The following is a 24,535-nucleotide window of genomic DNA, read 5'->3' as shown; positions in this document are numbered from 1 at the left end:
GGAGCGCACCGCGGGCCACCGGTGGGAAGGCGTGCTGCGGCGGTGGTTTCGCGGATGTTCGCGTGCCGGCGGCGGTCCGGCGCGGGACCCCGGTGTCCGCGGCCCCGTCAGGCGCGGCGCTCGTAGCCGAGGACGATCTCGACGCGGGAGGCGTAGCCCAGCTTGGCCAGGATCCTCGACACGTGCGAGTCGACCGTGCGGACCGACACGATGAGCCGCTCCGCCGCCTCCCGGTTGGTCAAGCCCTGCGCGACCAGCTCGGCGACGCGGTGTTCGGCGGCGGTGAGGCTGTCCCAGCCGTGCTTGGCCCGGCGGCGCGGCCCGGTCGCGCCGCGCCGGACGCCGAAGGCGCGCAGGTGCGCGTCGGCGCGCTGGATGTCGCCCGCGGCGTCCAGGGCCGTGTAGCGCTCGATCGCCGTCCGGTAGGCCTCCCGGGCTTCCTCCGGCCTGCCGGACGCCGCCAGCAACCGCGCCGCGTCGTCCGCGGCCCGCGCGGCGTTGACGGGCGAGCCGTTCTCGGCGAACTCCTGCGCCGCCTCGAGCAGCATGTCCACGTCCTCGTCGAGCAGACCGCGGCAGTACAGCAGCGTGTTGCGCTCGGCGACCGAGTCCCCGGTGAGCAGGTCCTGCAGCTGCGCCACCATCCGCTCGGCCAGCGCCCGGTCGCCGCCGGCGACCGCGATGCGCACGATGCGCGTGGCCACCGCGGCGAAGGCGTGCCCGTGGTGGACGCCGACGTTGCCGCCGGCGAAGGTCCGCGCGATCTCCAGCGCGCGTTCGTGGTCGTTCTCCGCGTCGGCGAGCAGGGCGTGGGCCACCGCGGTGATCTGGTCGTAGAACAGGGCGATGCCGCGCGGTGGCACGCGTTCGGCGCGTTCGATGTGCTCCCGGGCCCGGGCCAGGTCCCCGCGGTGCACCAGGATCGTGGTGGCCAGGCCGTGCAGCGGGCTGTCGAAGCCGTGCAGGTCGGGCAGGGCGGTGGCGGTCTCGATCTCGGCGAGGGACTCGTCCCAGCGGCCGTTGTTGAACAGGGCCAGTGCCGTGATGGTGTGCAACCACACCAGCATGCCCGCGCCGAGCTCGCGGGCGAGCGGCCGGGCCCGCTCGATGGTCTCCAGCGCCGCCCGCTCCTGCCTCATGTCCTGGATCACCGCGCGCATCAGGCGCGCCATCAGCTGCTGCCCGCGGTCGACGGCGGTGACCTCCAGCAGCGCGTCGGCCTGGTCCAGCAGGTCCAGCGCGCCGACCAGGTCGCGGAACACGAACCGTTCGGTGGCCTTGAGGTTGAGCAGGCACAACGCCACGACCGGGTCGTCCGCGGCGCGCGGTTCCGCGATCGCGAGCGCGCGTTCCAGACCGTCCAGGTCCCCGAGGAGCAGGCGGGCCGCGGCGTCGAGCGCGGCCAACCGCGGCGGCAGGTCACCGTGCTCCCGCTCCGGGAGCAGCGCTGCCGCCGCGCCTTCGGGGTCCATCTGCACGATGCGGATCTGGGCGAGGACCGCCCGGAGCCGGTGCCGGACCGGCGGTTCGGGGTGGGCGAGCACCGTGGTGCCGGCGAGGCGCTCCGCATCGTGGAGCCGACCGGACCACAGCAGCGCCTCGGCCAGCGCGGCCCGCAGCGCAGGCAGGTCCGGGTGCCCCGGGGCGAGGCCGGCGGTGGTGCGTTCGAGCAGCTCCACGAGCGCCGGTGACGGTGCGGTGGCCAGCTGCGCGGCGTGCTGGGCCAGCCAGGACGCGGTCCGGTCGCGCACCGGGGCGTGGACGAGGTGCTCGACGACCGCCGCGGCGGGGGCTCCGCTGCTGAGCAGCGCTTCCGCCGCGGTGCCGTGCAGTCCGGCCGACGTCGTCGCCAGGTCGCGGCGCACCAGCGCGTGCCGCAGCCGCACCGCACCCCCGGTCGTCGTGACCAGCCCGTGCGCGGCCAGCCGCTCGGCGCCGGCCAGCACCTCCACCGGGCACGACCCGGTCACCGCCGCGAGGTCGGCCACGGAGGCGGGTTCGGCCAGGACCGCGGCGAAGCGCAGCAGCGGTGCGTCCGGTCCGGCGATCCCGGTCGCCCACGCGCTCACCCGCGAGGCCCGGTCGTCCGCGGTGAGCTGCGCGAGCAGCCACGGGTTGCCGCAGGCCCCTCGGCCAGCCGCCGCAGGTCCTCCGGTGGGTCCCCGTCGGTCAGCTCGGCGAGCAGCGCTCGCACCGCGTCGTCGTCCAGCGGGGGCAGGTCGTGCACGTCGGCGACCCGGTCGAGGCAGGCGAAGCGCTCCGGTTCGGCACCGCGGTGGCGTCCGGCGACGACCAGCACGGGCTGGTCGTGCAGCTGCTGGGCGAGGTCGTGCAGCGCCAGCAGCGTCGCGTCGTCCGCCAGGTGCAGGTCGTCGAGGACGACGACCCCGTGTTCCGGCCATTCCGGGGGAACGCCGTCGGAGAGCGCGGTGCGGCCGCGCGGGGGCAGCACCGCGAGCCGTCGCGTCGGCACCCCTGCGGCGCGCATCGCCGCCAGGTGGGCGTCGAGCAGGGTGGACAGGCCGAGACCGGGATCGGCGCGCACCACGAGCAGGCTGCCGCGCCCGTCCAGGGCGGCGGTGGCCGCGTCGGAGAGCAGCCGGAGCGACTCGTCCCTGCCGACAACACCCACCGCTACTCCCATCTCGAGCCGAGGGGAGCTTAGACCAACGTGGCGGCGAGTTCGGGCGGAACGGGGGAAGTGGTTCCGGTTCTCCAGCGGGGGCGCAGTGTCCACAGCGGACCGCCGCGTCGTCCTGCGCGTCGAGAGCGCCGGTCTCGCGGCACGTGCGGGAACTCCTCGGCCGCCTCGCGGGATCCGGCGCGGGGACCAGCGGTTCCGGGCCCTGCGCGCGTCGCGCGCAGGGCCCGGAGGCGGATCAGGCGATCACGCCGTCGATCCAGCTGCGGAAGTGCCCGACGCTGGTGTAGATGTCGGGGGACTCGCCGCAGACCGAGCCGACACCGCGGCTGTCCACGCCGATGACCCGCCAGCCGTCACCGTCCCGGGTCAGCAGCGGCGAACCGGAGTCACCGCCGCACGGGCCGCGCACGCCCTCCGGGTTGTCGGTGCAGACGTCGCCCTCGCGGATGCCCCACGAGTCGTCCCCCGCGTCCGACACGCACTTCGGCGTGCTGGGCGGGATGACCGTGGTGTCCAGCTGCTGGAGCTGCGTCGGCAGCTTCTCCGGGTCGCCCGCGTCGTCGTTGGAGACGTAGCCCCACCCGATCTGGCGGACCGCGGTGCCCGGTTCGGTCAGCTCGTCGGCCATCGGCGCCGGGGCCTGGTCGCTCGGCGCGTCCAGGCGCAGCAGCGCGATGTCGTCGCCCTCGGAGCGCTCGGGCAGCGCCCGGTAGTCCGGGTGCACCACGACCTCCCGGAGCGTGGCGACGCTGCCGCCCGTGGTGCGGTCCGTGGATCCGATCCGGACGTGGAACAGCGCCGGGTCCATCACGACGGGCGTGCCGTCGGCGCTGGACTCGGTGACGCAGTGCGCCGCCGTCACGACCCATTCCGGGCTGATCAGCGCCCCGCCGCAGCGGTGCGAGTCCGGGTTCCCCTCGCGCTCGTACTGCAGCGAGACCATGAACGAGTAGACCTGATCGGCGGGCGCGCCGCCGATGATGGTGGGCGTCACGTCGCCCTCGGGTTCGTCGGCGTGCGCCGTGCCGGTGAGCGCACCGACCGCGGCCACCGCCGCCCACGCCGCAGCGCACGTCCGCGCCCGCGGCACCCGTAAACCGTCGACCATCGCTGGTTCCTCCATCGTCACCTGCCCGAACAGGACGGGCATTGTTGATCAACGTAGTCCAGCGGGCCGGCACGCGGGGCCGAGTCTCGAAAGACGCTGGCGGACACCGGTCCCGGACCGCCGGCGCGTGCGGCCGGCGGTCCGGGCGGCGCCTCACATCGACGGCGCGGGGACGCGTCCGGTGTGGTCGCGCGGTGTCGTGGGCACGTCCGCGGTGGAGACCTCCTCCTCCGCGGTGGCTGCGACCCCGACGATCGCGGTGACCTGGGCGACGATGTCCTGCAGGTCCCGGGTGAAGACCGGGTCGACGAGCTCGTCCTGGTTGTCCGGGGCGAAGGTGAGCACCGGGGTGTGGACGTGGCCGCCGCGCAGGTCCGCACCGACCGCGTCGCGCAGCGCGGTCGTCCGGTAGGCGACCTCGTTGGACAGGTAGCTGCCGCCGCCGCCCGCGCGGGCGACCGACCCCGGCGTCGGCCCGTCGGGCCGCACCACGGGCTCGGTCCCGCCGGCCGGGATCTCGGTGACCTCGGTGTTGTGGAACACCGGGAAGCGGCCGGTGTCGGCGCGCACGATGGCCGCGTAGGGCTGGGTCGTCGGCACGAACTCCGGCGGCGGTTCCACCGCCGGGAAGCCCTCCGGCACCTCGATGACGCCCTCGCGCTGCTCGTCGTCGTTGTCCACGCCGGTGTGCCAGCGGCCGTTCCAGTGCTCGATGTCGAACTGCCCCGGACGTCCCTGGCTGATCGTGGCGAACGCGTCGACCTGGTCGGGTCCTGGCTGCAGGTGCGGGAGGAAGGTCTGCTCGACCACGCCGCGCTCGAACGGCCGCCACAGCACCGGGAACACCACGGCCTCGACGCGGACCGGCCCGGACTCGGTGTGCAGCACGGTGCCGTCGAGGGCGAGCGCGGACGCGCCGGACGGGTTGCTGCGACGGATGTCGGCGTTGAGCTGGAAGGGGTCGAAACCGCTGACCAGCACGTGCTTGGTGCCGTCACCGCGCGGGAACCGCGCGGAGGTCTGCCCGCGGGAGTGGCGTTCCAGCCTCCACAGCAGCTGGTCCCGCTGCTCGTCGTCGAGCGAGAACGACGGTGCCCACTGGCGCAGTGCGGCGGTCATGCTCAGCCGCGCCCAGTACAGCGGGCGGTCGTCGGCGGTGGGCAGGTCCCCGGTGACGTCGCGGCCCTGGGCGCGGGCGACCGCCCGTTCCCACAGCTGGTCACCGCCGGCGCTGACCAGCCGCTCGGCGGCGGCCAGGTCGTCCACCTCGCACAGCGCCGCCGCGAACGCGGGGCCTGCGCGGTCGAAGCCGCTCCTGGCCAGCACTTCCTGCGGTTCGGGCCGCTGGAGCCGCTGCTCCTCGACGGTCAGCGGGCGGGTCGGATCGGTGCAGTCGGGTGCTGCCTGCGCTGCGGCGGGTGCCAGCAGCGCCAGGGTCGCCGACGCGACCGTGCACGCGATGCTGCGGCGGAGTGGACGCACGTGAGCCCTCCTCGGTGCGATCGGTGTGGAGATCACATTCGATCGCACCGGGGCGGCTCCGCGCCAGGGGCCGGGACCGCCGGTCCACACCGGACCGTCAGCGGCGCGGCAGCCCGATGGCCAGTTCCTTCGCCGCTCGGCGCAGCGGGTCCAGGAAGGTGTGCAGCTGCTCCAGGGAGCTGCGGAAGGCGGGCGCGGCGGTGGACAGCGCCGCCACGGCGTGCCCGGCCGGGCTGAGCACCGGCACACCGATGGCGAGGATGCCCGATTCGTGCTCCTCGTCGGCGATCGCGTAGCCCTGCTGGCGCACCCGCTCGATCTCCTCGGCGAACCGGTCGCGGTCGGTGATCGTCTTGGGTCCCAGCGCCGGCAGCTCCAGCTCGGCCAGCAGCTGTTCCTGCTGGGGCGGCGGGGCGAAGGCGATGAGGCACTTGCCCATCGAGGTGCAGTGCAGCGGTCCGCGCTGGCCGGGTTCGCCGGTGATCTGCACCTGCTGGGTGCCTTCGGCGTAGTGCACGTAGACCTGGTCGTGCCCGTCGCGGACCGACATCAGCGTGGGTTCCCCGGTCTGCTGGGTGACCTTCTCCAGCACCGGCGCGGCGATGGCGGCGAAACCCCGGGCGTGCAGCACCCGCTGGCCGAGCTCGAACAAGCGCAGGCCGAGGTGCCAGCGCTTCTCGTCGTCCAGCGCGGCGAAGTTCTCCTGGGCGATCGACTTCAGCAGCCGGTGGGTGGTGCTGACCGGGTAACCCGCTCGGCGGGCCAGCTCGGACAACGTGGTCCCGCGCGGTGCTTCGCCGAGCAGCACCAGCAGGCACAGCGCCTTGCGCACCATGTCGTCGCGCGGCTCCGGCACTCGGTCCTCCGTTCCCCAGCGGTCGTGCAGACGGTACCGGCCGCGTTGACACCGGCGGTCGGCGGTTCCTACTGTTTCCCGCGATAGCGAAAAGCTTACCACATCGTGGTAAGAGGGGCGACGAAGGAGTCCGCCTTGGCATCACCTGTCGAGCTGGGTCGGCAGCGCTGGTTGCGCCTGCTCCCGGTGGCGTTCGTGACCTACTCGCTGGCCTACCTGGACCGGTCGAACTTCGCGATCGGCGTCGCCGGCGGGATGAAGGAGGAGCTGGCCCTCAGCGGCGCGATGTCCTCGCTCGTCGGAGCGTCGTTCTTCCTCGGGTACTGCGTGTTCCAGATCCCCGGCACGCTCTACGCCGAGCGGCGCAGCGTGCGCGGGCTGATCTTCTGGTGCACCCTCGCGTGGGGCGTGCTCGCCGCGGTGCAGGGCCTGCTGCACAGCGCCGGGCCGCTCATCGTGGTGCGGTTCCTGCTGGGCGCGGTCGAAGCCGCCGTGCTCCCCGCGATGGTCGTGTTCCTGGCCCGCTGGTTCACCAAGCGCGAGCGGGGCAGCGCCAACGCGATCCTCATCCTCGGCAACCCGATCACCGTGATGTGGCTGAACGCCGTCTCCGGGTACCTGATCGAGCTGACCAGCTGGCGGGAGATGTTCATCATCGAAGGCCTGCCCGCGGTGGTCTGGGCGTTCGTCTTCCGCGCGCTGGTCAGCGACCACCCGTCCGAAGCGAAGTGGCTCAACGCGGCCGAGAGGGACGCGGTGACCGCCGCGCTGGACGCGGAGCGGCAGCAGGCCACCCCGGCCCGCTCGTTCACGGCGGCGTTCCGCTCCCGCCCGGTCGTGCTGCTGTCGGCGCAGTACCTGCTGTGGAGCATCGGCGTGTACGGCCTGGTGTTCTGGCTGCCGAGCATCGTGGCCGCCGGGACGGGGCAGGGGATCGGCATGAGCGGGCTGCTGTCCGCGGTGCCCTTCGGCGTCGCGGCGCTGCTGATGGTGCTCAACTCGCGGATGTCGGACCGGGCCGGTGACCGGGTCCGGTACGTCTGGCCGTGGTTGCTGCTCGGTGGCGTCGGCTTCCTGCTGTCCTACGTGGTCGGACCGGACCACTTCTGGTGGGCCTACCTGCTGCTGCTGGTGGCCGGTGGCGCCATGTACGCGCCCTACGGGCCGTACTTCGCGCACGTCGCCGAGGTGCTGCCGAAGAACTTCTCGGGCGCGGGCGTGGCCTGCGTCAACACGGCCGGTTCGGTCGGCGGGTTCGTCGGGACCTACCTGGTCGGCTGGCTCAACGACATCACCGGTGGCACGGCGGCGTCGTTCGTCATGATGGCCGCCGCCACGGTGCTCGCCGCGGTGCTCACCCCGCTGGTGGGCGGCGGCACGCGGGCCGCGCGCGAGCGGCAGGCGAGCTTCGCGTGAGGATCGTGCGCCACTGGGACGGCACCCGCGCGACCACGGCGGAGGCGGTCGACGGGGAGGTGCCCGGGACGCTGCTGGCGCCGGCGGGTCCCGGGACGGTGTTCGGCACGGCGCACCACACCGGCCCGGCCGACCGCGCGCTGCCACCGGGTGCGTTCCTCGAGGCCGCGGCCGGCGTGGTCGGGCCCGGCGAGCCCGTCCCGCTCCCGGACGGGATCGGCCGGGTGGACGCCGAAGCCGAGCTCGCGGTGGTGGCCGGCGCGCCGCTGCGCCACGCCCGGGCCGAGGACGTGCCCGCCGCGCTGCGCGGGTTCACCGTCGCGCTGGACGTCACCGGACGCGACGCGCAGCAATGGATCCACTGTGGACGGAGGCGGGGAGCCGCAGCGGCTTCACCCCGCGCGGCCCGTGGATCGAGACCGACGTGGCCGTCGACGACGCGCGGATCTCGCTGCGGCTCGACGACGTCGAGGTGGCGTCGGCGAGCACGGCCGACCTCGCCCGCGGCCCGTTCGAGGTGGTGGCGTACCTGTCCGAACTGGTCGGGCTGCGCCCGGGCGACGTGGTGCGCACCGGTGCCCCCGGGACCACGGCGCCGCTGCGCCCAGGCGTGTCGGTGACCGCGGAGGTCGCCGGGATCGGCGCGCTGCGCTGCCCGGTGGTGCGGAGCGCGCATGCCTGGGAGGCGGTCCGGACCACCCGGGACGTCGCGCCGCACGCCGACTGGGTCGAGGTGGGCACCTCGCTGATCAAGCGGTACGGCACGGCGAGCGTGTCCGAGGTGGTCGCCGCGGCGGGCACCACCCCGGTGCTCGCCGACCTCAAGACCGCCGACGACGCGGCCACCGAGTCCGGCATGGCCTTCACTGCCGGGGCCCGCGGCGCGACCGTCCTGGCCCTGGCGGCCGACGCCACCATCGACCGCTGTGTCGAGGTGGCCACCGAGGCCGGGGGAGAGACCGTGCTCGACCTCGTGGAGACCGGGCCCCTGCGCCGCGACGCGCTGCTCGCCCGGCTGCCCGCCGACGTGGTCGTCACCGCGCACGTCGGGAAGGACGCGCAGGCGGGCGGGGCCGGGGTGGAGGCGGCGCTGGGCCCCTGGACGAGGGGGCGGTCGGTCGCGGTGGCCGGCGGCCTCGGCCTCGCCGAGGTGGTCCGGCTGCGCGCCGCGCACCCGGACCTCCGCGTGATCGTCGGTTCGGCGATCACCTCGGCCCCGGCCCCGGGGCGGGCGGCAGCGACGCTGTCCGAGGCGATCCGAGGAGCACAGCGGTGAACGACCTGGTGGCAACCGTCCAGGACGAGATCAGCGCGGTCCTGGCCCGCACCGACCGCGCCCGGCTCGAGGCCGCGGTGGCCGAGCTCGACGCGGCGCAGCGGGTGTTCGTCGCCGGCGCCGGTCGCTCGGGGTTCATGGCCAGCGCCTTCGCGATGCGGCTGGTCCACCTGGGCTCCCGGGCGCACGTCGTCGGGGAGGCGACCGCCCCGGCGATGACGACCGGCGACGCCCTGGTGGCGGTGTCGGGCTCGGGTACCACGCCGGGGACCGTGCGCGCGGCCGAGGTGGCCCGCGCTGCGGGCGGCCGGGTGCTCGCCGTGACCACCGACCCCAGCTCGCCGCTGGCCGCGGGTGCGCACGGCGTGGTGCACGTCCCCGCGGCGACCAAGCACCGGCGAGCGGGGGAGGCGGGCACGGCCCAGCCGCTGTCGAGCCTGATCGACCAGTGCGCCCACCTCGCCGAGCTCCGGCGGATCGACAACGCCGCGGCGAAGCAGGCCCACGTCACCACGGAGTGAGCCCAGCGCCGCCGCTGGTCACACGGCGGCGGGCAGCCGGACCGGGCCGAGCTGCGCGAGCCGGCCGGCGAGCTCGACGTTGAGCCGGGCCTCCTCCTCCGTGCGGCGCCCGAGCCCGCACGCGGCCGCGACACCGGCCACGGGCTGGCCCAGCGCGGCCTCGGTGTGCCGGAGCGCCCGCGCGGACAGCCCCGGGTGGTGCTCGTCGACGCAGCCCGCGATGACGTCGATGCCGCGGACGAGGTCGCGCAGCGGCACGTAGGCCGACGCGGAGGAGGGCGGCGGCTGGTCGCCGTGGGCCATCGGGACGTGCACGGCGGGCACCCGGTGCCCGGTCGTCCGCAGCCGCGCCGCCAGCGCGTTGACCACCAGCACGGCGTGGCGCAACCCGGCCGGCCGGAACAGCGCCCGGTGCCCGAGGTCGCCGTAGCACAGGTGCAGCGTCCACCGCGTGGACCGCGGGACGGCGGTGATCACCCGGGACAGCTGGTGCGCGAGCACGCGCGCCGCGGCCGGGCGGGCCGCGCCGGGCACCCGCTGCATGGCGTAGAGCACCGCAGGCGACTCCAGCTGGAAGGTCACCGCGGCGCCGTGCCGCTCCGCGATGGACGCGACCTCCGAGCACACCATCTGCTCGTAGACCGTGAGCACCCGCGGCAGCTGCGCCACGCCCACGGTGAACACCGCCAGGTCCACGGGGGACGGCACGCTGATCTGCACGGGCGGGGCGACGCCGAGCTCGCGGCGCGCGGCGACGGCCGCGTCCGCGACGCGCGGTCGGCCCAGCGCGACGTCGTCGACGGTCAACCGGTGCCCGGGACGCACCCGGTGCACCGGGAGCTGGGCGTAGCAGCTGCCGTCCCCGTGCTTGACCACCTCGAACGCCGGGACCGCGGCGCGGGACAGCAGGTAGGTGAGGATCCAGTCCGGGTCCACGTCGCTGGGCAGCGCGTCGAGCTCGGCGGCCCCGGCGTGGTGGAGCGCCCAGCGCACGCCGGAAGCGGCGTCGGGGGCGACGCTGCGCGGCAGCGAACCGACCAGGTGGACGCGGCGTCCGTGCGGGGATGCCATGGAGACCTCCGGTGAGTCGGGGCCTGCGGAGTGGCACGGTGATCGGGACATCGCGCCTCCGGGATCGGCCGGAGGTGTCGCGGTGGCGTGATCGCGGTGGTCCAACTCTCGCAGACCCCGCTCATCGGTGCAGGTCCTCACCTCCCGCGGAGGGGCGAAGCGCCCGTTCGGTCGACGCCCGTGGTCGGCCCCGGAGGGCGCTGGTCAGGCGTGGCTGCGGTGGAAGATCATGCGGTAGATCGCCAGCAGGATCAGTGCGCCGACGATGGCCCACACGAAACTCATCAGGTTGAAGCCGGTCACTCCGGTGCCGGTGAACTGCGACCCGATCCAGCCGCCGAGGAACCCGCCGACGATGCCGATCAGGATGGTCACGATGATCCCGCCCGGGTCCTTGCCGGGGAGGATGAACTTCGCGATCGCACCGGCGATCAGGCCGAACACGATCCAGCTGAGCACGCCCATGGTGGGACTCCCTTCCAACGGGTTGGTGACTCCCCGACTACCCACTGTGCGGCTGGTGCATGCATCCGACGAGGTTCCGGTTGCGTGCGGCGCCGACCGGTGCTGGTGTGACCGCTGAGGAGCCTGCGGCGCACGTGCCCCGGTCCCCAGCGGACGGTTCACGCCTTCGGGACGTCTGTCCCCAGGTCGGCGTGGATACCCGTGAGGTGCGGATGTCCGAGCACCGAGGGGGGACGGCGATGGACACGAGGGGGCCCGCGGCCAGCGGCCTGGTCGACTACATCCGGTCCGTGGCGGACGCGCTGGGGGACGACGTGGCGGAGGTGGACGTCGACTTCGACGACGGGCTGGCCACCGCGATCATCCTGCTGCGCTCGCGCGTGCCGACACTGCTGGAGTTCCCGCTGCTGTTGACCTGGGACGAGGTCAGCGGGTGGGCGCTGCGGATCGAGACCGACGGCACCGGGGACACCACCGCGCTGCAGTTCCTGGGCGGCGACATCCTGCCGGGCACGGAGGTGGTGCGGCAGTTCCTGGGCGAGGCGGTCCGGGGCCGCAGCCCGGGCCTGGTGCTGCCCCCGGCGTTCCGCATGCCGAACGCCGGGGACGAGCTGGAGCACCGCCTCGCGCAGTTCCGGGCCTGACGGCCCCACGGGTGCTGGCTGTCCGCGCCCGGGCCCGGGGCGGTCCGGGAGTCGGCCGCCAGCGAGCGCACGACGGTGTTCGCCGTGGCCACCAGCGGGACGGCCAGCACCGCACCGCCCACTCCGGCGGCGGTGGAGCCCGAGGCCACGCTGAGCACCACCGCCAGCGGGTGCAGCCGGACGGCGTGGCCGAGCAGCAGCGGCTGCAGCACGTGTCCCTCCACCTGCATCACGCCCACTCCGACGCCAGCATGATCAACGCGGTGACGAACCCGTCGGCGGCCAGCGCGACCGAGCACCGCCAGCCCGCCGGGGACCACCGCGCCGACGCAGGGCACGAACGCGTAGAGGAAGATCACCACGGCCAGCACGAACGGCAGCGGCACGCCGGGCACCGCCGCGCCGGTGCCGATCAGCGCGGCGTCGAGGAACGCCACCGCCGCCGTCGCGCGGACGTGGGCCACCGGCGTGCCGAACCCGCGCCGTCCGGCGACGTGCACGCGGTCGCGGACGTGCCGCGGTACCAGCACGCCCACCACGAACGACCAGGTCCGGCCGGCGCCGCGGAGGAAGAACAGGGTGAACAGCCCGAGCAGCGTCCCGGCCAGGACCCGCAGCAGCGTGCCGGTGGTGGCCAGCGCGGTCGTCGGCAGGCCGCCCTGGTCGATCCGCAGCGCCTGCGTGAGCTGCCGGAACACCTCGTCGAGCTGCTGCTGGTCGAGGTCCAGCGGACCGCGCAGGAGCCACCGGTGGATCCGCTCGAAGCTCGCGGTCAGCTGCGCCGACAGTCCGGAGAAGCCCTCGACCAGCGTGCCGACCACCACGGCGAGCACCGCGCCGAGCGCGCACAGGCCGCCGACGAGCACCAGCACGGAGGCCAGGGTGCGCGGAAGCCCCGTCGCACCAGCCAGTCCACCGCCGGGACCATGAGCGCGGCCGGCAGCGCGGCGACCGCGACCGACATGACCTCGCCGTAGAGCGGCTCGAAGACCCGCCACACCACCCACAGCACGGCGACCGGCACCAGCAGGCGCCACCCCACGGCAGCCGCGACGCGCAGACCGCGGGGAACCCCGCTCGCGCCGGGACCTCCCACAGCACGTGGTTGGCCTGCAGGGCTCATCACCGAACGCGCCGCCCGACCGGGGTGTCCACTGTGGCCGGTCGCGTCCGGCGGCCGGCGCCGCGGCCGGGCCACCGGGCCGGGATTGGACCTCGCGCACCGGGCCGGTTCGCTGCGAGCATGGGCCGGTGACGACATCCCGTGGACACCGCCGCCCCTTCGCCCAGGTCGACGTGTTCGGCACGGCCCCGTGCCTGGGCAACCCGCTCGCCGTGGTGCTGGACGCCGACGGCATGACCGACGAGCAGATGCAGCGCTTCGCGCGGTGGACCAACCTCTCCGAGACCACGTTCCTGCTGCCGCCGACCCGCCCGGGGGCCGACTACCGGGTGCGGATCTTCACCGCGTCCGGTGAGCTGCCGTTCGCCGGCCACCCCACGCTCGGCAGCTGCCACGCCTGGGCCACCCGGCAACCGGGCCCGGTCGGGCCGCGCGTGGTCCAGGAGTGCGCCGCCGGCCTCGTCGAGCTGCGCGTGGCGGAGGGCCGGTACGCCTTCGCCGCCCCGCCGCTGGTGCGCCAGGGCCCGGTCGACGACGGGCTGCGCGCCGCGCTCGCCCGCGGGTTGGACCTGGCGCCGGGGCAGCTGCGTGACGCCCAGTGGGTGGACAACGGGCCCGGCTGGGTGGCGGTCCTGCTCGGCAGCGCGGAGGAGGTGCTGCAGGTGCCCACCCCGCCGGCGACGCTGCCGCCGCTGGGGGTGGTGGGCCCGCAACCACCGGGTGCGGCGCACCAGTTCGAGGTGCGCGCGTTCTTCCCGGGCGGTGGGCAGGTGGTCGAGGACCCGGTGACGGGCAGCCTCAACGCCGGCCTCGCGCAGTGGCTCATCGACAGCGGCCGCGCTCCCGAGCACTACGTCGCGCGCCAGGGCACGGTGGTGGGAGCCGACGGCCGGGTGACGGTCGACCGTGACGAGCACGGCACCACCTGGGTCGGGGGCGCGGTGGCGGACTGCGTCCGGGGTGAGGTCAGCGTGTGACGGTCACTCCCGCGTCAGCTCGTCGATCTCGTCGGCGACCGCGGGCCAGCCGCGGCGGAGCTCGGCGCGCGTGCCGAGGGTGAACCCGCCGACGTGGAACGGTGGCGCGAGCGTCAGCCCCACCAGCGACCACCCGCCGTCCGGCCGGGAGCCCTGCCAGGCGCCGGCCGGGACGACGGTCTGCAGCACCTGACCGGCGTCGAGGTCGGGCCCCAGCACCACCCGGCGGCTGGTGCCGTCGGGCTCGAGCACGAGCATCCGGACCGGAGCTCCGCCCTGCCAGTGGTACACCTCGGTGGTGTCCAGCTTGTGCAGGGCGGAGAAGTCCGGCGCCACCATGAGGTACAGCGCGGAGGACAGGGTCCCGTCGGCGTACGTCCGCCGCACGTGACCGCCCTCGCCCTCCAGCGGCTCCAGGCCGAGCCGTTCGACCAGCGCTCGCCCGACGGCCGGGTCGTCCCCGCCGGGCACACCGAGTGCCACCGTCCCACCTCCCGGGTCGTCGTGTTCGGGGTCCGCGCGGCTCACCAGGTGGGGCGGACCGAGGCGCCGCCGTCCACGACCAGCTCCTGCCCGGTCACCCAGCTGCTGGCCGGGCCGCACAGGAACAGGCACGCGTCGGCCACGTCCGTCGGCCGCCCGAGCCGGCTGATCGGGTTGCCTGACTCCCACGCCGCCACGCCCTCCGGCCAGTCCGTCCGGATCGTCGGGCGTTCCACCAGGCCGGGGGAGACCAGGTTGACCCGGACCCCGTCGCGCGCGTACTCCAGGGCCGCCGCGCGCACCAGCATGCCGACCGCCGCCTTGGACACCGCGTAGTGCGCCGATCCCGGCTTCGGCTGGGAGCCCACGATCGACCCGATGGCGACCACGGCACCGCCGCCGTCCTGCCGGGACATCGCGCGGTGGGCCGCCTGCAGCACGAGGAACGTCGCGTCCACATTGGATTCCTGCACCGCGCGGAAGTCGGCGAGCGACATCTCGGCCAGCGGCTGCACGGGCTGGGTCCCGGCGCAGAGCACCGCGGCGTCGACCTGCCCGAAGGTGTCGAGGGCGACCCGCACGACGCTGTCGGCGCCCTCGGGGGTGCGGAGGTCGGCCTGGGCGGCCACGGCCTCGCCGCCGGCCGACTCGATGTCGCGGACCACCTCGGCCGCACCGGCCTCGTCGCGGTGGTACTGGACCACCACCCGCGCCCCGGCCTGCGCGAACCGGCGTGCGATGCCGCTGCCGATGCCGCCGCTCGCGCCGGTCACCAGCGCGACCCCGCCCGCGAGGCCGTCCGAGCCCGGCACCTGGACCATGCCCGTCCCCCTTCCGTCGTCGCACGTCGTCGCTCCCAGGGTGCCGCACCGCAGTGGGCAGCCGTGATCGGGTGCGCCGCGGACCCCGCCGTGGGTAGCCTGGCGGGGTGATCGACACGTGGGAGCCGACCGCGCCCGGCGTGCTGCAGCTGCCGTCGGGTCGCATGGTCCGCGGGCGGGCCCTGCGGCGACCGCTGCCGGCAGGGCCCCGCCCGGACTTCGCGGTGTACCTGCTCGGCACGCAGCCACCACCGGTGGAGTGGGAGAGCCGGTGGCTGCGCTGGCCGGACTTCCGCCTGCCGGCCGACAGGGACGAGGCCCGCCGGGTGTTCCGCGAGGCCTGGGAGCGGGCCGAGCACGAGCGGGTGGAGGTCGCCTGCGGTGGGGGCCGGGGACGCACCGGCACGGCGCTGGCCTGCCTGGCGGTCATCGACGGGGTGCCCGCGGCCGAGGCGGTGGCCTTCGTGCGCGCCCACCACGACCGGCGCGCGGTCGAAACCCCCTGGCAGAAGCGCTACGTGGCGCGCTACGCGCCGTGATCGCCCCGCGTCGCGGGCCCTCGGCCGCCCGGCCGCGGTCGGCGTCGCGCGCCATACTCGTGCCGGAGCCGCGCGGGCTCCGGAGAGGCACGTCGACGAGCGGGGGGTGAACGATGGAGTTCCGCCATCTCGGCCGCAGTGGTCTGGTGATCAGCGAGATCGCCTACGGGAACTGGCTGACCCACGGATCGCAGGTCGAGGAGGAGGCCGCGCACGCGTGCATCCGCGCGGCGCTCGACGCCGGGATCACCACGTTCGACACGGCCGACGTCTACGCGGAAGGGCGTGCTGAGGAGGTGCTCGGCCGGGCGTTGCGCGGCGAACGCCGGTCCGGGCTGGAGATCTTCACCAAGGTCTACTTCCCGGTCGGGCCGGGGCGCAACGACCGCGGACTCTCCCGCAAGCACATCGCGGAGTCGATCGACGCCTCGCTGCGCCGGCTGCAGACCGACTACGTGGACGTCTACCAGGCGCACCGGTTCGACCCGGAGACGCCGCTGGAGGAGACCGTGGAGGCCTTCGCCGACGTGGTCCGGGCGGGCAAGGCGCTCTACATCGGGGTCTCGGAGTGGACCGCCGAGCAGATCCGCGCCGCGCACAAGCTCGCCCGCGAGCTGCGGATCCCGCTGGTGTCGAACCAGCCGCAGTACTCGATGCTCTGGCGGGTCATCGAGGACGAGGTGGTGCCCACCAGCGCCGAGCTCGGGATCGGGCAGGTCGTGTGGTCACCCATCGCGCAGGGCGTGCTCACCGGCAAGTACCGGCCGGGCGCGGAACCGCCCGCGGGCAGCCGGGCCACCGACGAGACCGGCGCGGGCTTCGTCTCCCGCTGGTTGCGCGACGACGTGCTGACGCGGGTCGAGCAGCTCGAGCCCTTGGCCGACCAGGCCGGGCTCTCGCTCGCCCAGCTGGCGGTGGCGTGGGTGCTGCAGAACGACAACGTCTCCGCCGCCATCATGGGCGCCTCCCGGCCGGAGCAGGTCACGGAGAACGTCAAGGCGGCCGGGGTGCGGCTCGACGCCGACCTGATGGCCGCGATCGACGAGGTGCTGGACCCGGTCGTCGTCCGCGACCCGGCGCTGACCAAGGCCAACGCTCCGAAGACCCGCAACTAGCGCGGGGCGGGGGCACCCGCGGGTCCCCCGCACCCTGCCCGGGGGTCAGCCCTTGACGCAGACCACCTGCTTCAGGTGCGTGACGACCTCGACGAGGTCGGTCTGCGCCGCGATGACCGACTCGATGTCCTTGTAGGCGGCCGGGATCTCGTCGACCACACCGGCGTCCTTGCGGCACTCCACGCCCGCGGTCTGCTCCGCCAGGTCCTGCTCGGTGAAGGTCTTGCGCGCCTTCGTCCGCGACATCCGGCGGCCCGCACCGTGCGAGGCGGACTCGAAGGCCTCAGCGTTGCCCAGGCCGCGCACGATGAAGGTACCGGTGCCCATGCTGCCGGGGATGATGCCCAGGTCGCCCGCCCCGGCGCGGATCGCGCCCTTGCGCGTCACCAGCACCTCGACGCCGTCGTGCACCTCCTCGGCCACGTAGTTGTGGTGGCACGAGATCGGCGCGTCGAAGCGCGTGCCCGGCACCGTGTCGGCCAGCGCCTGCTGCACCAGCGCCAGCATCGTCGCGCGGTTGCGCGCCGCGTACTCCTGCGCCCAGAACAGGTCGCGGCGGTACGCCTGCATCTCCGGCGTGCCGGCCACGAACACCGCGAGGTCGGGGTTCGGCAGGTCGGCGTTGTGCGGGAGCCCGCGGGCGATGTCGATGTGCCGCTTGGCCAGCTCGTTGCCGATGCCCCGGGAACCCGAGTGCAGCACCAGCCACACGCGCCCGTCGTCCGGACCGCCCTGCTCCAGGCAGACCTCGATGAAGTGGTTGCCCCCGCCGAGGGTCCCCAGCTGCGCCCGCGCCCGGTCCCGCAAGTCCTGCACACCCGGGTGCAGGTCCCGGAAGGAGGACCAGAAGCGGTCCCAGCCGCCGGTGCCCGGCACCCGGGCCGGGTTGACGGGGTCGCGGTGCACGGCGAAGCCGACCGGCACGGCCGCCTCGATGCGCCGCCGCAGCACGCCCAGGTCGTCCGGCAGGTCGCCGGCGGTCAGCGAGGTGCGCACCGCGCTCATCCCGCACCCGATGTCCACGCCCACCGCGGCCGGGGACACCGCGTCGCGCATGGCGATGACGCTGCCGACGGTGGCGCCCTTGCCGTGGTGCACGTCGGGCATCACGGCCAGACCGTGCACCCACGGCAGGTTCGTGACGTCGTGCAGTTGGCGCATCGCGGCGTCCTCCACGGACTGCGGGTCCGCCCACATCCGGATCGGCACCCTGGCGCCGCCGACTGCCGTGTGCATGCTCGTCCTTCCTCCGTCCTCCCGCGACGCGACGATGATCGCGCGGAACCACGGTGCGACGCCACCGGTTTCCGCGTCCCCACCGCGGGAGAGCCGCTCCGTCCTCAGTGGACCGGCACCGGGCCGCGGGGGTCCGCGAGCGCGTCGACCACCGCGAACCGCGGGTCGGTGAAGGGCGCGAGGGCCTCGCGGGGGACACCGGCCAGCGCCAGGGCGGCCACCGTGACGGGCAGCCGTGCCCGGTCGGTGCCGTCCGCGATCTTCACGGCGACCGCGGTGCCGTCCGGCAGGGCGGCGACCTGCACCGCTTCGAAGCCGTCCTTGGCGATCAGGCCCGGCACGGCCCGCATCAGCGCGGTGGCGTCGCGGCGGGTCCCGGCGACCATCTCCGGGTGGGCCCGCGCCGCCCGCGCGACGGCTGCTTCCGGTGATCCGCCCGGTGCGCGGGCGATCCGGCCGACCGCGGTGGCCAGGCCGCGCAGCGAGACCGCGAACAGCGGTGCGCCGCAGCCGTCCGCGGCCACGTGGGCGATCCGCTGCCCGGTGAGCTCCTCGACGGTGGCGGCGATCCCGCGCTGGAGCGGGTGGTCGGGGTCCAGGTAGTCCTCGGTAGGCCAGCCGTTCTCACGCGCGGTCAGGAGCATCGACGCGTGCTTGCCGGAGCAGTTGTGTGCCAGCTTGCGCGCCGGTCGGCCCGCGGCGATCCAGCGGTCCCGCTCGACCGGGTCGAACGGCAGGTCCGCCGGGTTCCCGAGGTCGTCCTCGGTGGACCCGCTCGCGGCCAGCACGCGCTGGGCGCCCTCGAGGTGGAACGGCTCGCCGGAGTGGCTGGCCGCGGTCAGCGCCAGCAGCTCCGGCGGCAGCGACAGCCCGAGCCGGGCCATGGCCGCCGCCTGCACCGGCTTGGCCGCCGAGCGCGGGTAGCAGGCGGCATCGACGTCACCGGCCTGGAACAGCGTCGAGCCGTCCGGGGCCAGCACCACGACCGACCCGTGGTGCACGCTCTCCACCATGCCGTCGCGCAGGACGTGCACCAGCGGGGCGTGCGCGGGCACGGCGACCGGGGGAGCGGGGTTCACCTCTCAGTCCTCCTCACAGGACCTCGCGTGCGGACAGCGGGCGTCATCGGGGGCGTCCGACGAGGTCGCTGAGCGCGTGCTCGACGTTCGCCAGGTGGTCGGCCATCGCCTCGGTCGCGGCGTCCTGCCTGCCGCTGGCGATGGCCTCGACGAGCCGGCGGTGCTCGGCGTCGGACTCCGCGCGGCGCTCGCCGCGCTGGTTCAGCAGCGCCGACTGCCTAGTCAGGGCGTCCCGGACCTCCTCGATGACCTTGCCGAACACCGGGTTGCCCGAGGCCCGGGCGACGGTGACGTGGAACAGCGAGTCCAGCGCGACCCAGGCGCTGTCGTCGGTCTCGCGGGCCATCCGCTCCAGCAGGTCGGTGAGCTGCCGGAGGTCGTCGGCGGTGTGCCGCTCGGCGGCGTAGCCGGCCGCCGGCACCTCGACGTGGCGGCGCACTTCCAGCAGGTCCCGCGCCGAGTAGGAGCCGAACCTCGGGTTGTCGACCGGCCGGTCGGCGATCACGAAGGTGCCCTTGCCGGACCGCGACACGGTGAGCCCGAGCGCTTGCAGACCGCGCAGCGCTTCGCGCACCACCGACCGGCTGACCTCGAACTCCGCGCCGAGGGCCGCCTCGGAGGGCAGCTTCGCGCCGACCGGGTGCTCGCCGCGCACGATGGCGTCGCGGAGGTGGGCCAGCACGGCCTCCTGCGCGCTGACCCGGCGGACGCCCGCTGTCCGGCTGTCAGACAGGTTCACGCCCGAAAGGGTGATCTGGGTGCACTGCGGTTGTCAACTCCGTGGCCGCCACCAGCGGTGCAGGACACAGCGGTGACCGAGCGTCGTCGACCGAGGCCGCCGACCGCGCGGATGTTACCGATCAGTAGGATCGGGTGGTCCACCGCTGGAACCCGAGGAGTCGCCATGTCGGATCGCGTGTCGGTCGAGATCGACGGGCCGCTGGCCCACGTCACCATGACCAGGGAGGACCGGCTCAACGGGCTCGACCTCGCCATGCTGCGCGGGCTGGTGGACGCCGCCGCCGAGGTGCGCGCCGACCGGTCGGTGCGGGCGGTCGTCCTCAGCGGTGCCGGGCGCTCGTTCTCGGCCGGGCTGGACTTCGCCTCCGTGACCAAGAACCAGGGCCAGATGATGTTCCACTTCTTCCGGCCCCCGTGGCGCTCGACCAACCTCTACCAGGAGGCGTGCTGGGCCTGGCGGCGGTTGCCGGTCCCGGTCCTGGCGGTGATCCAGGGACACTGCTTCGGCGGCGCGCTCCAGCTCGCCCTGGGGGCCGACTTCCGGTTCGCCAAGCCCGACGCGCAGTTCTCCGTGATGGAGGCGAAGTGGGGCCTGGTCCCGGACATGAGCGGCACCGCCACCCTGCGCGAGCTGCTGCCGATGGACGTCGCCAAGCGGCTGGCCATGACCGCGGAGGTCTTCGACGGGACCAAGGCGCACGAACTGGGCCTGGTCACCGAGGTCGCCGACGACCCGCGCGCGGCGGCGGTGGAGCTGGCCGAGCAGCTCGCGACCCGCTCCCCGGACGCGCTCGCCGCGACCAAGCGCCTGTTCCAGCGCACCCGGCACGTCTCCCCGTGGCAGGCCTTCCGCCTGGAGAGCGTCTACCAGCTCCGGCTCCTGCTCGGTGCGAACCACAAGATCGCCCGCAAGGCCGGCGCCGCCGGGAAGGTCGCCGAGTACGTCAACCGCACCTTCCGGTAGCCGGTCAGCGGGACAAGACGCCCACCCCGTTGGCCGCCGGGCGCGGGACGCCGTCGGAAGGCGCGTTCCGCACCGTCGCCCGGTCCTGGCCGGGGCCGCGCACCGCCACGGTCGTCGAGCCGGCGCCGTCGAGGACCACCCCCTCGACGGCGGCGGAACGCAGGAGCTCGGCCGTGGCGCGCACGGTCAACCCGGCGCTGGCGGCCGACCCCGTCGAGCGAGCAGGTGGCCGACCACCGGGCCGTGCACAGTGGACATCGCGAAGGCCCGGTAGGTGCCCCCGGCGCCAGCACCGTCCCGGTGCGCAGCGGTTCCGCGGTGGTCACCGGTGGAGCGGACAGCAGCAGCACACCGACCGCGACCGCGGTGCACGCCCCGCGGCGCGCACGTCGGGTGGGTGCGAGCACCGATCGCCTCCCCCGGACGGGCACTACCGGTTCGATCACCGCACCGTCCCGGGGCGAACGACCGGTGTGATCCACCCGAACCGCGGCTGTCGAGGAGGTGATCAGCGCGGGCTATCCGCGGCGCAGGTGCAGCACGCTGCCTTCGCCGTTGGCGGAGACGTAGAGCGAGCCGTCGGGACCGGCGGCCACGCCCGCGAAGGGCACCGGCACGCCGGGCAGTCCGCAGGTGGACAGCGCGGGCTGCGGGCGTGCGGTGCCCGGGGGCAGGCCGACGGCGAGGTCCTGCGCCTCCACGCGCCGCTCGCCGGTCGCCGGGTCGACGGCGAGCAGCCGGCGCCGGCCGGTCTCGACGACGAACAGCTCCTCGCCGACCGCGGCGATGCCCTGCGGCGCGTCGAGCCCCTCGGCGACGACCTGGGTCCCGTCCTCGCCGACCAGCGACACCGTGCCGCGCTGCTCGTCGGTCACGTAGCAGCGGTCCCGCTCGTCCACCGCGACGTCGACCGGTGCGCCCAGGCCCTCGGCCAGCACGGTGAGGGTGTCGTCCTCGGCGATGGCGACCACGCGACCGGCGCCGGTCTCGGCCACCACGAGGCTGCCGTCGGCGCGCGCGGCGACCCCGGTCGGCCGGGACAGCCGCCGGGCGCGGGTGGTGAGCACCCGGTCGTCCGGGTCGTAGCTGCGCACGTCGCCGAACTGCGAGGTGAGGTGCACCCGCCCGCCGTCGTCGGCGGCGACGCCGTGGCTGTGCACGAGCAGCTCGCGCGTGACCGGCTCGCCGTCGTCCACAGTGGCCAGCCGGTGGTTGTCGCCGGTGAACACGGTGCCTGAGCGGTGCACCGCCACCCCGAAGGGGCCGACGAGCCCGCTCGGCACCACCGTGCGCGCCCGGCCGTCGGGCGCGAGCTCGGCGATCCCGCCCGCCGCGAAGCTGGACACGAACATGCGGTTCTCGGTGTCGAACGCGGCGTTGTCCATCCCGGACACCTCGCCGGGGACGACCGTGCGGTCGCCGGAACCGAACAGGTCGATGCGGGTGACGATGCCCTCCTCGCCGCGCGAGAGCACGGTCAGCACCCCGCCGCGGTCGAACCGCACCGCCACCGGCGCGTGCACGTCCTCGGCGACCAGCTCCGGTGCGCCGCCGTCCAGCGGCACGCGGTGCACCTCGCCGGTGACCATGTGCGGGTAGTACAGGCAGCCGTCCGGGCCGAGCTGCATCGCGTTGCCCATCGCCAGCCCGTCGGCGAGCACCACGGGTCCGGTCCCGGGCGTCACCTCGAGCACGCGGCCGCCCGGCCGCATCTCGTTGACGAACACCCGGTCGCCGACGCAGGCGATCCCGTTGGGCGCCAGGACGTCCTCGGCGACCAGCGTGATCGTGCCGTCCGGGGCGCGCCGCCACACCCGGCCCGGGGTGAGGTCGGTGATGTACATCGAGCCGTCGGCGCCGAAGGCGAGGTCGTCGGGCGACTGGACCGGGCCGTCGACGTCGACGACCACCTCGACGTCCCCGGAGCCGATGTCCACGGCGCTGATGCGGCCCGCCACGTACTGCGCGACGTAGAGCCGGCCGTCCGGGCCGAACGCGATGCCGTTGGACCCCCACAGCGGGTTGGCCCGGGTGAGCCGCTCGATCCGCCAGCGCTCGCTGCGCGGGCGCAGCCGACCGGTGCGGTCGTAGCGGGTGGGCCCGGGATCAGCGCGCATCGCCGAGCACCTCGTTGATGCCCTCGCCCTCGCGCCACTCCCGCAGCAGCCGCTGGAAGGCGGCCGGCCCGGGGCCGTAGGTCTGCCGGGGACCGCGGGGCTTGCCCTCGTTGTTGTAGTAGCCGGGGGTGCACTCGGCCGCGAACCGCTCCTGGTCCGGCGCGGTCGCCCGGATCGTCTCCACCCAGGCCCGCTCGGCCTCCGGGGTCGGCTCGATGCACTTGACCCCGCGCCGGCGCGCTTCGGCCACCACGGCACCGATGTGGATGGCCTGCTCGTCGAGCACGTGCACGAAGTTCACCGACGGGGCGTTCTGTAGCGACCCGAGGTGGAACAGGTTCGGGAAGCCGTGGGTGCAGAACCCGTGCAGGGTGCGCACCCCGCCCTCGCGCCACGACTCCAGCAGCTCGACGCCGTCCCTGCCGCGCACCGGGAGCCGCCCGGTCATCACGTCGGACTTCCCGACCTCGAAGCCGGTGGCGAAGATGATGCAGTCCACGTCGTACTCGGCGTCGCCGACCACGAGCGCGCGTTCGGTGATGCGCTCGACCCCGCCGTGGTCGGCGGTGTCGACGAGGGTGACGTTCGGGCGGTTGAACGTCTGCAGGTACTCGTCGCTGAAGGTGGGCCGCTTGCAGCCGTAGCGGTACCAGGGCTTGAGCAGCTCGGCGGTGGCCGGGTCCTCGACGATCGCCTCGACCCGGGCGCGCAGCTGGTTCATCTTCTGGAAGTCCAGGACCTCCTCGATCCGCTCCCACTCGTCGCGCGGCAGGTGCGCGCGGGCGTCGGTGGCGATGATCGTGCCGAGCACGTGGGCGCTGGCGGTCCAGGCGTCGTCCACCAGGTCCTCGTCCACCTCGTGGCCGCTGACCACGGCCTGGAAGTTCTCCCGGCGCCGGGCGTGCCAGCCGGGTTCGAGCGAGGCCGCCCACTCCGGGTCGGTGCGCCGGTTGCCGCGCACGTCGACCGTCGACGGCGTGCGCTGGAAGACGTAGAGGTGCTGCGCGTCGCGCCCCAGGTGCGGGACGACCTGCACGGCCGTGGCACCGGTCCCGATCAGCGCGACCCGCTTGTCGGCGAGGCCGGTGAGGCCGCCGTCCGGTCCGCCCCCGGTGTAGCCGTAGTCCCAGCGGCTGGTGTGGAAGGTGTGCCCGGTGAAGGTCTCGATGCCGGGGATGCCCGGCAGCTTGGGGTGGTCGAGCGTGCTGTTGGACACCACCACGTACGTCGCGCGCACCTCGTCGTCGCGGTCGGTGCGCACGATCCACTCGCCGTCGTCCCACTGCAGGTCGCGCACGGCGGTCTGGAAGCAGGCGTCGCGGTAGAGGTCGAAGGTGCGGCCGATCGCCATCGCGTGCTGGCGGATCTCCTCGCCCGGCGAGTACTTCCACTCCGGGACGTAGCCCACCTCCGCGAGCAGCGGGAGGTACACGTAGGACTCGATGTCGCAGTGCACGCCCGGGTAGCGGTTCCAGTACCAGGTGCCGCCGAAGTCGCCGCCCTTCTCGATGATCCGGATCCGCTCCAGCCCGGCCTGGCGCAACCGCGCACCGGCCACCAGCCCGCCGAAGCCCCCGCCGATCACCACGGCGTCCACCCGGTCGCGCAGCGGGTCCCGGGTGAAGCCCGGTTCCACGTACGGGTCGTCGGCGTAGTAGCCGAACTCGCCTTCCGCGCGCCGGTACTGCCCACTGCCGTCGGGGCGGATCCGCCGCTCGCGCTCCAGGCGGTAGCGCTCGCGCAGTGCGTCGGGGTCGAAGTCGAGTCGGTCGGGGATCCGCAGCGGCGGGGGCGTCGACATGCTGGCCTTCCTCACGGGAGCGATCGACCGCGGCCGCGGGTGCGCGACCTTAATTC

General features: G+C 74.6%; 22 protein-coding genes and 3 pseudogenes. 9 read left to right on the top strand and 16 right to left on the bottom strand.

Annotation, left to right across the window (positions count from 1 at the left end; genetic code table 11):
* Positions 1-107: 107 nt before the first annotated feature.
* The 5 genes from HNR68_RS27455 to HNR68_RS17280 all read right to left on the bottom strand — a co-directional run bounded on the left by HNR68_RS27455 (position 108) and on the right by HNR68_RS17280 (position 6,090).
* Complete coding sequence (locus HNR68_RS27455) at positions 108-2,069, bottom strand: LuxR C-terminal-related transcriptional regulator (protein ID WP_179722429.1); 1,962 nt, start codon at positions 2,067-2,069, stop codon at positions 108-110.
* The gene (locus tag HNR68_RS17295) at positions 2,066-2,632 is read right to left on the bottom strand and encodes a hypothetical protein (protein ID WP_179722427.1); all 567 of its coding nucleotides are present in this window, start codon (positions 2,630-2,632) and stop codon (positions 2,066-2,068) included. Before HNR68_RS17295 ends, HNR68_RS27455 begins: the two co-directional genes overlap by 4 nt.
* 247 nt (positions 2,633-2,879) lie before the next feature.
* Entirely contained in the window at positions 2,880-3,794 is a 915-nt protein-coding gene (locus HNR68_RS17290; RefSeq protein ID WP_246330474.1) for a S1 family peptidase, read from the bottom strand.
* A 111-nt stretch (positions 3,795-3,905) separates the two neighbouring features.
* Positions 3,906-5,234, bottom strand: coding sequence for a pyroglutamyl peptidase (locus HNR68_RS17285; RefSeq protein ID WP_179722426.1), 1,329 nt, complete (start codon positions 5,232-5,234; stop codon positions 3,906-3,908).
* A 97-nt stretch (positions 5,235-5,331) separates the two neighbouring features.
* Positions 5,332-6,090 (bottom strand): IclR family transcriptional regulator, encoded by a 759-nt coding sequence (locus HNR68_RS17280; RefSeq protein WP_343050202.1) that lies wholly within the window; start codon positions 6,088-6,090, stop codon positions 5,332-5,334.
* A 135-nt stretch (positions 6,091-6,225) separates the two neighbouring features.
* Between HNR68_RS17280 and HNR68_RS17275 the strand changes: the two genes are divergently transcribed.
* The 4 genes and pseudogenes from HNR68_RS17275 to hxlB all read left to right on the top strand — a co-directional run bounded on the left by HNR68_RS17275 (position 6,226) and on the right by hxlB (position 9,303).
* Positions 6,226-7,506 (top strand): MFS transporter, encoded by a 1,281-nt coding sequence (locus tag HNR68_RS17275; protein WP_179722424.1) that lies wholly within the window; start codon positions 6,226-6,228, stop codon positions 7,504-7,506.
* A pseudogene (locus HNR68_RS27670) lies at positions 7,503-7,850 on the top strand (fumarylacetoacetate hydrolase family protein); the annotation flags it as partial. The gene HNR68_RS17275 and the pseudogene HNR68_RS27670, both read left to right, overlap by 4 nt.
* Positions 7,851-7,858: 8 nt before the next feature.
* Positions 7,859-8,782, top strand: a complete 924-nt coding sequence (locus HNR68_RS17265) for an orotidine 5'-phosphate decarboxylase / HUMPS family protein (protein WP_218888337.1) — start codon at positions 7,859-7,861, stop codon at positions 8,780-8,782.
* Positions 8,779-9,303, top strand: coding sequence for a 6-phospho-3-hexuloisomerase (gene hxlB / locus HNR68_RS17260; RefSeq protein WP_179722417.1), 525 nt, complete (start codon positions 8,779-8,781; stop codon positions 9,301-9,303). Before HNR68_RS17265 ends, hxlB begins: the two co-directional genes overlap by 4 nt.
* Positions 9,304-9,321: 18 nt before the next feature.
* Here the strand turns inward: hxlB and HNR68_RS17255 are convergent, their stop codons facing one another.
* Entirely contained in the window at positions 9,322-10,374 is a 1,053-nt protein-coding gene (locus HNR68_RS17255) for a hypothetical protein (RefSeq protein WP_179722415.1), read from the bottom strand.
* Positions 10,375-10,578: 204 nt separating this feature from the next.
* A complete protein-coding gene (locus HNR68_RS17250) occupies positions 10,579-10,839 on the bottom strand; it encodes a GlsB/YeaQ/YmgE family stress response membrane protein (RefSeq protein ID WP_179722413.1) in 261 nt (86 codons plus the stop codon).
* A gap of 59 nt (positions 10,840-10,898) precedes the next feature.
* On the opposite strand from HNR68_RS17250, the gene HNR68_RS26870 reads away from it, so the two are divergent.
* Entirely contained in the window at positions 10,899-11,483 is a 585-nt protein-coding gene (locus tag HNR68_RS26870; RefSeq protein WP_343050201.1) for a DUF6292 family protein, read from the top strand.
* A gap of 122 nt (positions 11,484-11,605) precedes the next feature.
* On the opposite strand, the pseudogene HNR68_RS17245 reads toward HNR68_RS26870, so the two are convergent.
* A pseudogene (locus HNR68_RS17245) lies at positions 11,606-12,841 on the bottom strand (AI-2E family transporter); the annotation flags it as partial.
* On the opposite strand from HNR68_RS17245, the gene HNR68_RS17240 reads away from it, so the two are divergent.
* Positions 12,735-13,583, top strand: coding sequence for a PhzF family phenazine biosynthesis isomerase (locus tag HNR68_RS17240; RefSeq protein ID WP_179722409.1), 849 nt, complete (start codon positions 12,735-12,737; stop codon positions 13,581-13,583). The pseudogene HNR68_RS17245 and the gene HNR68_RS17240 overlap by 107 nt on opposite strands.
* A gap of 3 nt (positions 13,584-13,586) precedes the next feature.
* On the opposite strand, the gene HNR68_RS17235 is transcribed toward HNR68_RS17240, so the two are convergent.
* A complete protein-coding gene (locus HNR68_RS17235) occupies positions 13,587-14,066 on the bottom strand; it encodes a cupin domain-containing protein (RefSeq protein WP_218888336.1) in 480 nt (159 codons plus the stop codon).
* Positions 14,067-14,107: 41 nt separating this feature from the next.
* Positions 14,108-14,887, bottom strand: coding sequence for an SDR family NAD(P)-dependent oxidoreductase (locus HNR68_RS17230; protein ID WP_179722407.1), 780 nt, complete (start codon positions 14,885-14,887; stop codon positions 14,108-14,110).
* A gap of 107 nt (positions 14,888-14,994) precedes the next feature.
* Here HNR68_RS17230 and HNR68_RS17225 point away from each other — a divergent pair, with 107 nt between their 5' ends.
* Entirely contained in the window at positions 14,995-15,426 is a 432-nt protein-coding gene (locus HNR68_RS17225; RefSeq protein ID WP_179722405.1) for a phosphatase domain-containing protein, read from the top strand.
* Between the two features lie 113 nt (positions 15,427-15,539).
* On the top strand, positions 15,540-16,541 hold the full coding sequence (locus HNR68_RS17220; protein WP_179722403.1) for an aldo/keto reductase family protein: 1,002 nt from the start codon (positions 15,540-15,542) through the stop codon (positions 16,539-16,541).
* Between the two features lie 45 nt (positions 16,542-16,586).
* On the opposite strand, the gene HNR68_RS17215 is transcribed toward HNR68_RS17220, so the two are convergent.
* The 3 genes from HNR68_RS17215 to HNR68_RS17205 all read right to left on the bottom strand — a co-directional run bounded on the left by HNR68_RS17215 (position 16,587) and on the right by HNR68_RS17205 (position 19,595).
* A complete protein-coding gene (locus tag HNR68_RS17215) occupies positions 16,587-17,777 on the bottom strand; it encodes an RtcB family protein (protein ID WP_179722401.1) in 1,191 nt (396 codons plus the stop codon).
* Between the two features lie 104 nt (positions 17,778-17,881).
* Positions 17,882-18,790: an asparaginase gene (locus HNR68_RS17210; RefSeq protein ID WP_179725149.1), complete on the bottom strand. Its 909-nt coding sequence runs from the start codon at positions 18,788-18,790 to the stop codon at positions 17,882-17,884.
* A gap of 109 nt (positions 18,791-18,899) precedes the next feature.
* Positions 18,900-19,595, bottom strand: coding sequence for an FCD domain-containing protein (locus tag HNR68_RS17205; RefSeq protein ID WP_179722399.1), 696 nt, complete (start codon positions 19,593-19,595; stop codon positions 18,900-18,902).
* Between the two features lie 165 nt (positions 19,596-19,760).
* Between HNR68_RS17205 and HNR68_RS17200 the strand changes: the two genes are divergently transcribed.
* Positions 19,761-20,561 carry a crotonase/enoyl-CoA hydratase family protein gene (locus HNR68_RS17200; protein ID WP_179722397.1) on the top strand — a complete coding sequence of 267 codons (801 nt, stop codon included), beginning with the start codon at positions 19,761-19,763 and terminating at the stop codon, positions 20,559-20,561.
* Positions 20,562-20,565: 4 nt separating this feature from the next.
* Here the strand turns inward: HNR68_RS17200 and HNR68_RS17195 are convergent.
* The 3 genes and pseudogenes from HNR68_RS17195 to HNR68_RS17185 form a co-directional block, all read right to left on the bottom strand.
* A pseudogene (locus HNR68_RS17195) lies at positions 20,566-20,754 on the bottom strand (phosphodiester glycosidase family protein); the annotation flags it as partial.
* A gap of 325 nt (positions 20,755-21,079) precedes the next feature.
* The gene (locus tag HNR68_RS17190; RefSeq protein ID WP_179722393.1) at positions 21,080-22,678 is read right to left on the bottom strand and encodes an outer membrane protein assembly factor BamB family protein; all 1,599 of its coding nucleotides are present in this window, start codon (positions 22,676-22,678) and stop codon (positions 21,080-21,082) included.
* Complete coding sequence (locus HNR68_RS17185; protein WP_179722391.1) at positions 22,668-24,479, bottom strand: flavin-containing monooxygenase; 1,812 nt, start codon at positions 24,477-24,479, stop codon at positions 22,668-22,670. Before HNR68_RS17185 ends, HNR68_RS17190 begins: the two co-directional genes overlap by 11 nt.
* Positions 24,480-24,535 lie beyond the last annotated feature (56 nt).

Origin of the sequence: Saccharopolyspora hordei (assembly GCF_013410345.1) — a bacterium.
Taxonomy (GTDB): domain Bacteria; phylum Actinomycetota; class Actinomycetes; order Mycobacteriales; family Pseudonocardiaceae; genus Saccharopolyspora; species Saccharopolyspora hordei.
This window is presented reverse-complemented; position numbering and strand designations above follow the sequence as displayed.

Bases quoted from the DNA above. Each gene is read 5' to 3' on its own strand.
- HNR68_RS17290 (WP_246330474.1), bottom strand. From the start codon at position 3,794: ATGCCCGTCCTGTTCGGGCAGGTGACGATGGAGGAACCAGCGATGGTC.
- HNR68_RS17265 (WP_218888337.1), top strand. From the start codon at position 7,859: ATGGATCCACTGTGGACGGAGGCGGGGAGCCGCAGCGGCTTCACCCCG.
- HNR68_RS17255 (WP_179722415.1), bottom strand. From the start codon at position 10,374: ATGGCATCCCCGCACGGACGCCGCGTCCACCTGGTCGGTTCGCTGCCG.
- HNR68_RS17250 (WP_179722413.1), bottom strand. From the start codon at position 10,839: ATGGGCGTGCTCAGCTGGATCGTGTTCGGCCTGATCGCCGGTGCGATC.
- HNR68_RS26870 (WP_343050201.1), top strand. From the start codon at position 10,899: ATGCATCCGACGAGGTTCCGGTTGCGTGCGGCGCCGACCGGTGCTGGT.
- HNR68_RS17230 (WP_179722407.1), bottom strand. From the start codon at position 14,887: ATGGTCCAGGTGCCGGGCTCGGACGGCCTCGCGGGCGGGGTCGCGCTG.
- HNR68_RS17220 (WP_179722403.1), top strand. From the start codon at position 15,540: ATGGAGTTCCGCCATCTCGGCCGCAGTGGTCTGGTGATCAGCGAGATC.
- HNR68_RS17215 (WP_179722401.1), bottom strand. From the start codon at position 17,777: ATGCACACGGCAGTCGGCGGCGCCAGGGTGCCGATCCGGATGTGGGCG.
- HNR68_RS17210 (WP_179725149.1), bottom strand. From the start codon at position 18,790: ATGGTGGAGAGCGTGCACCACGGGTCGGTCGTGGTGCTGGCCCCGGAC.
- HNR68_RS17200 (WP_179722397.1), top strand. From the start codon at position 19,761: ATGTCGGATCGCGTGTCGGTCGAGATCGACGGGCCGCTGGCCCACGTC.
- HNR68_RS17190 (WP_179722393.1), bottom strand. From the start codon at position 22,678: ATGCGCGCTGATCCCGGGCCCACCCGCTACGACCGCACCGGTCGGCTG.
- HNR68_RS17185 (WP_179722391.1), bottom strand. From the start codon at position 24,479: ATGTCGACGCCCCCGCCGCTGCGGATCCCCGACCGACTCGACTTCGAC.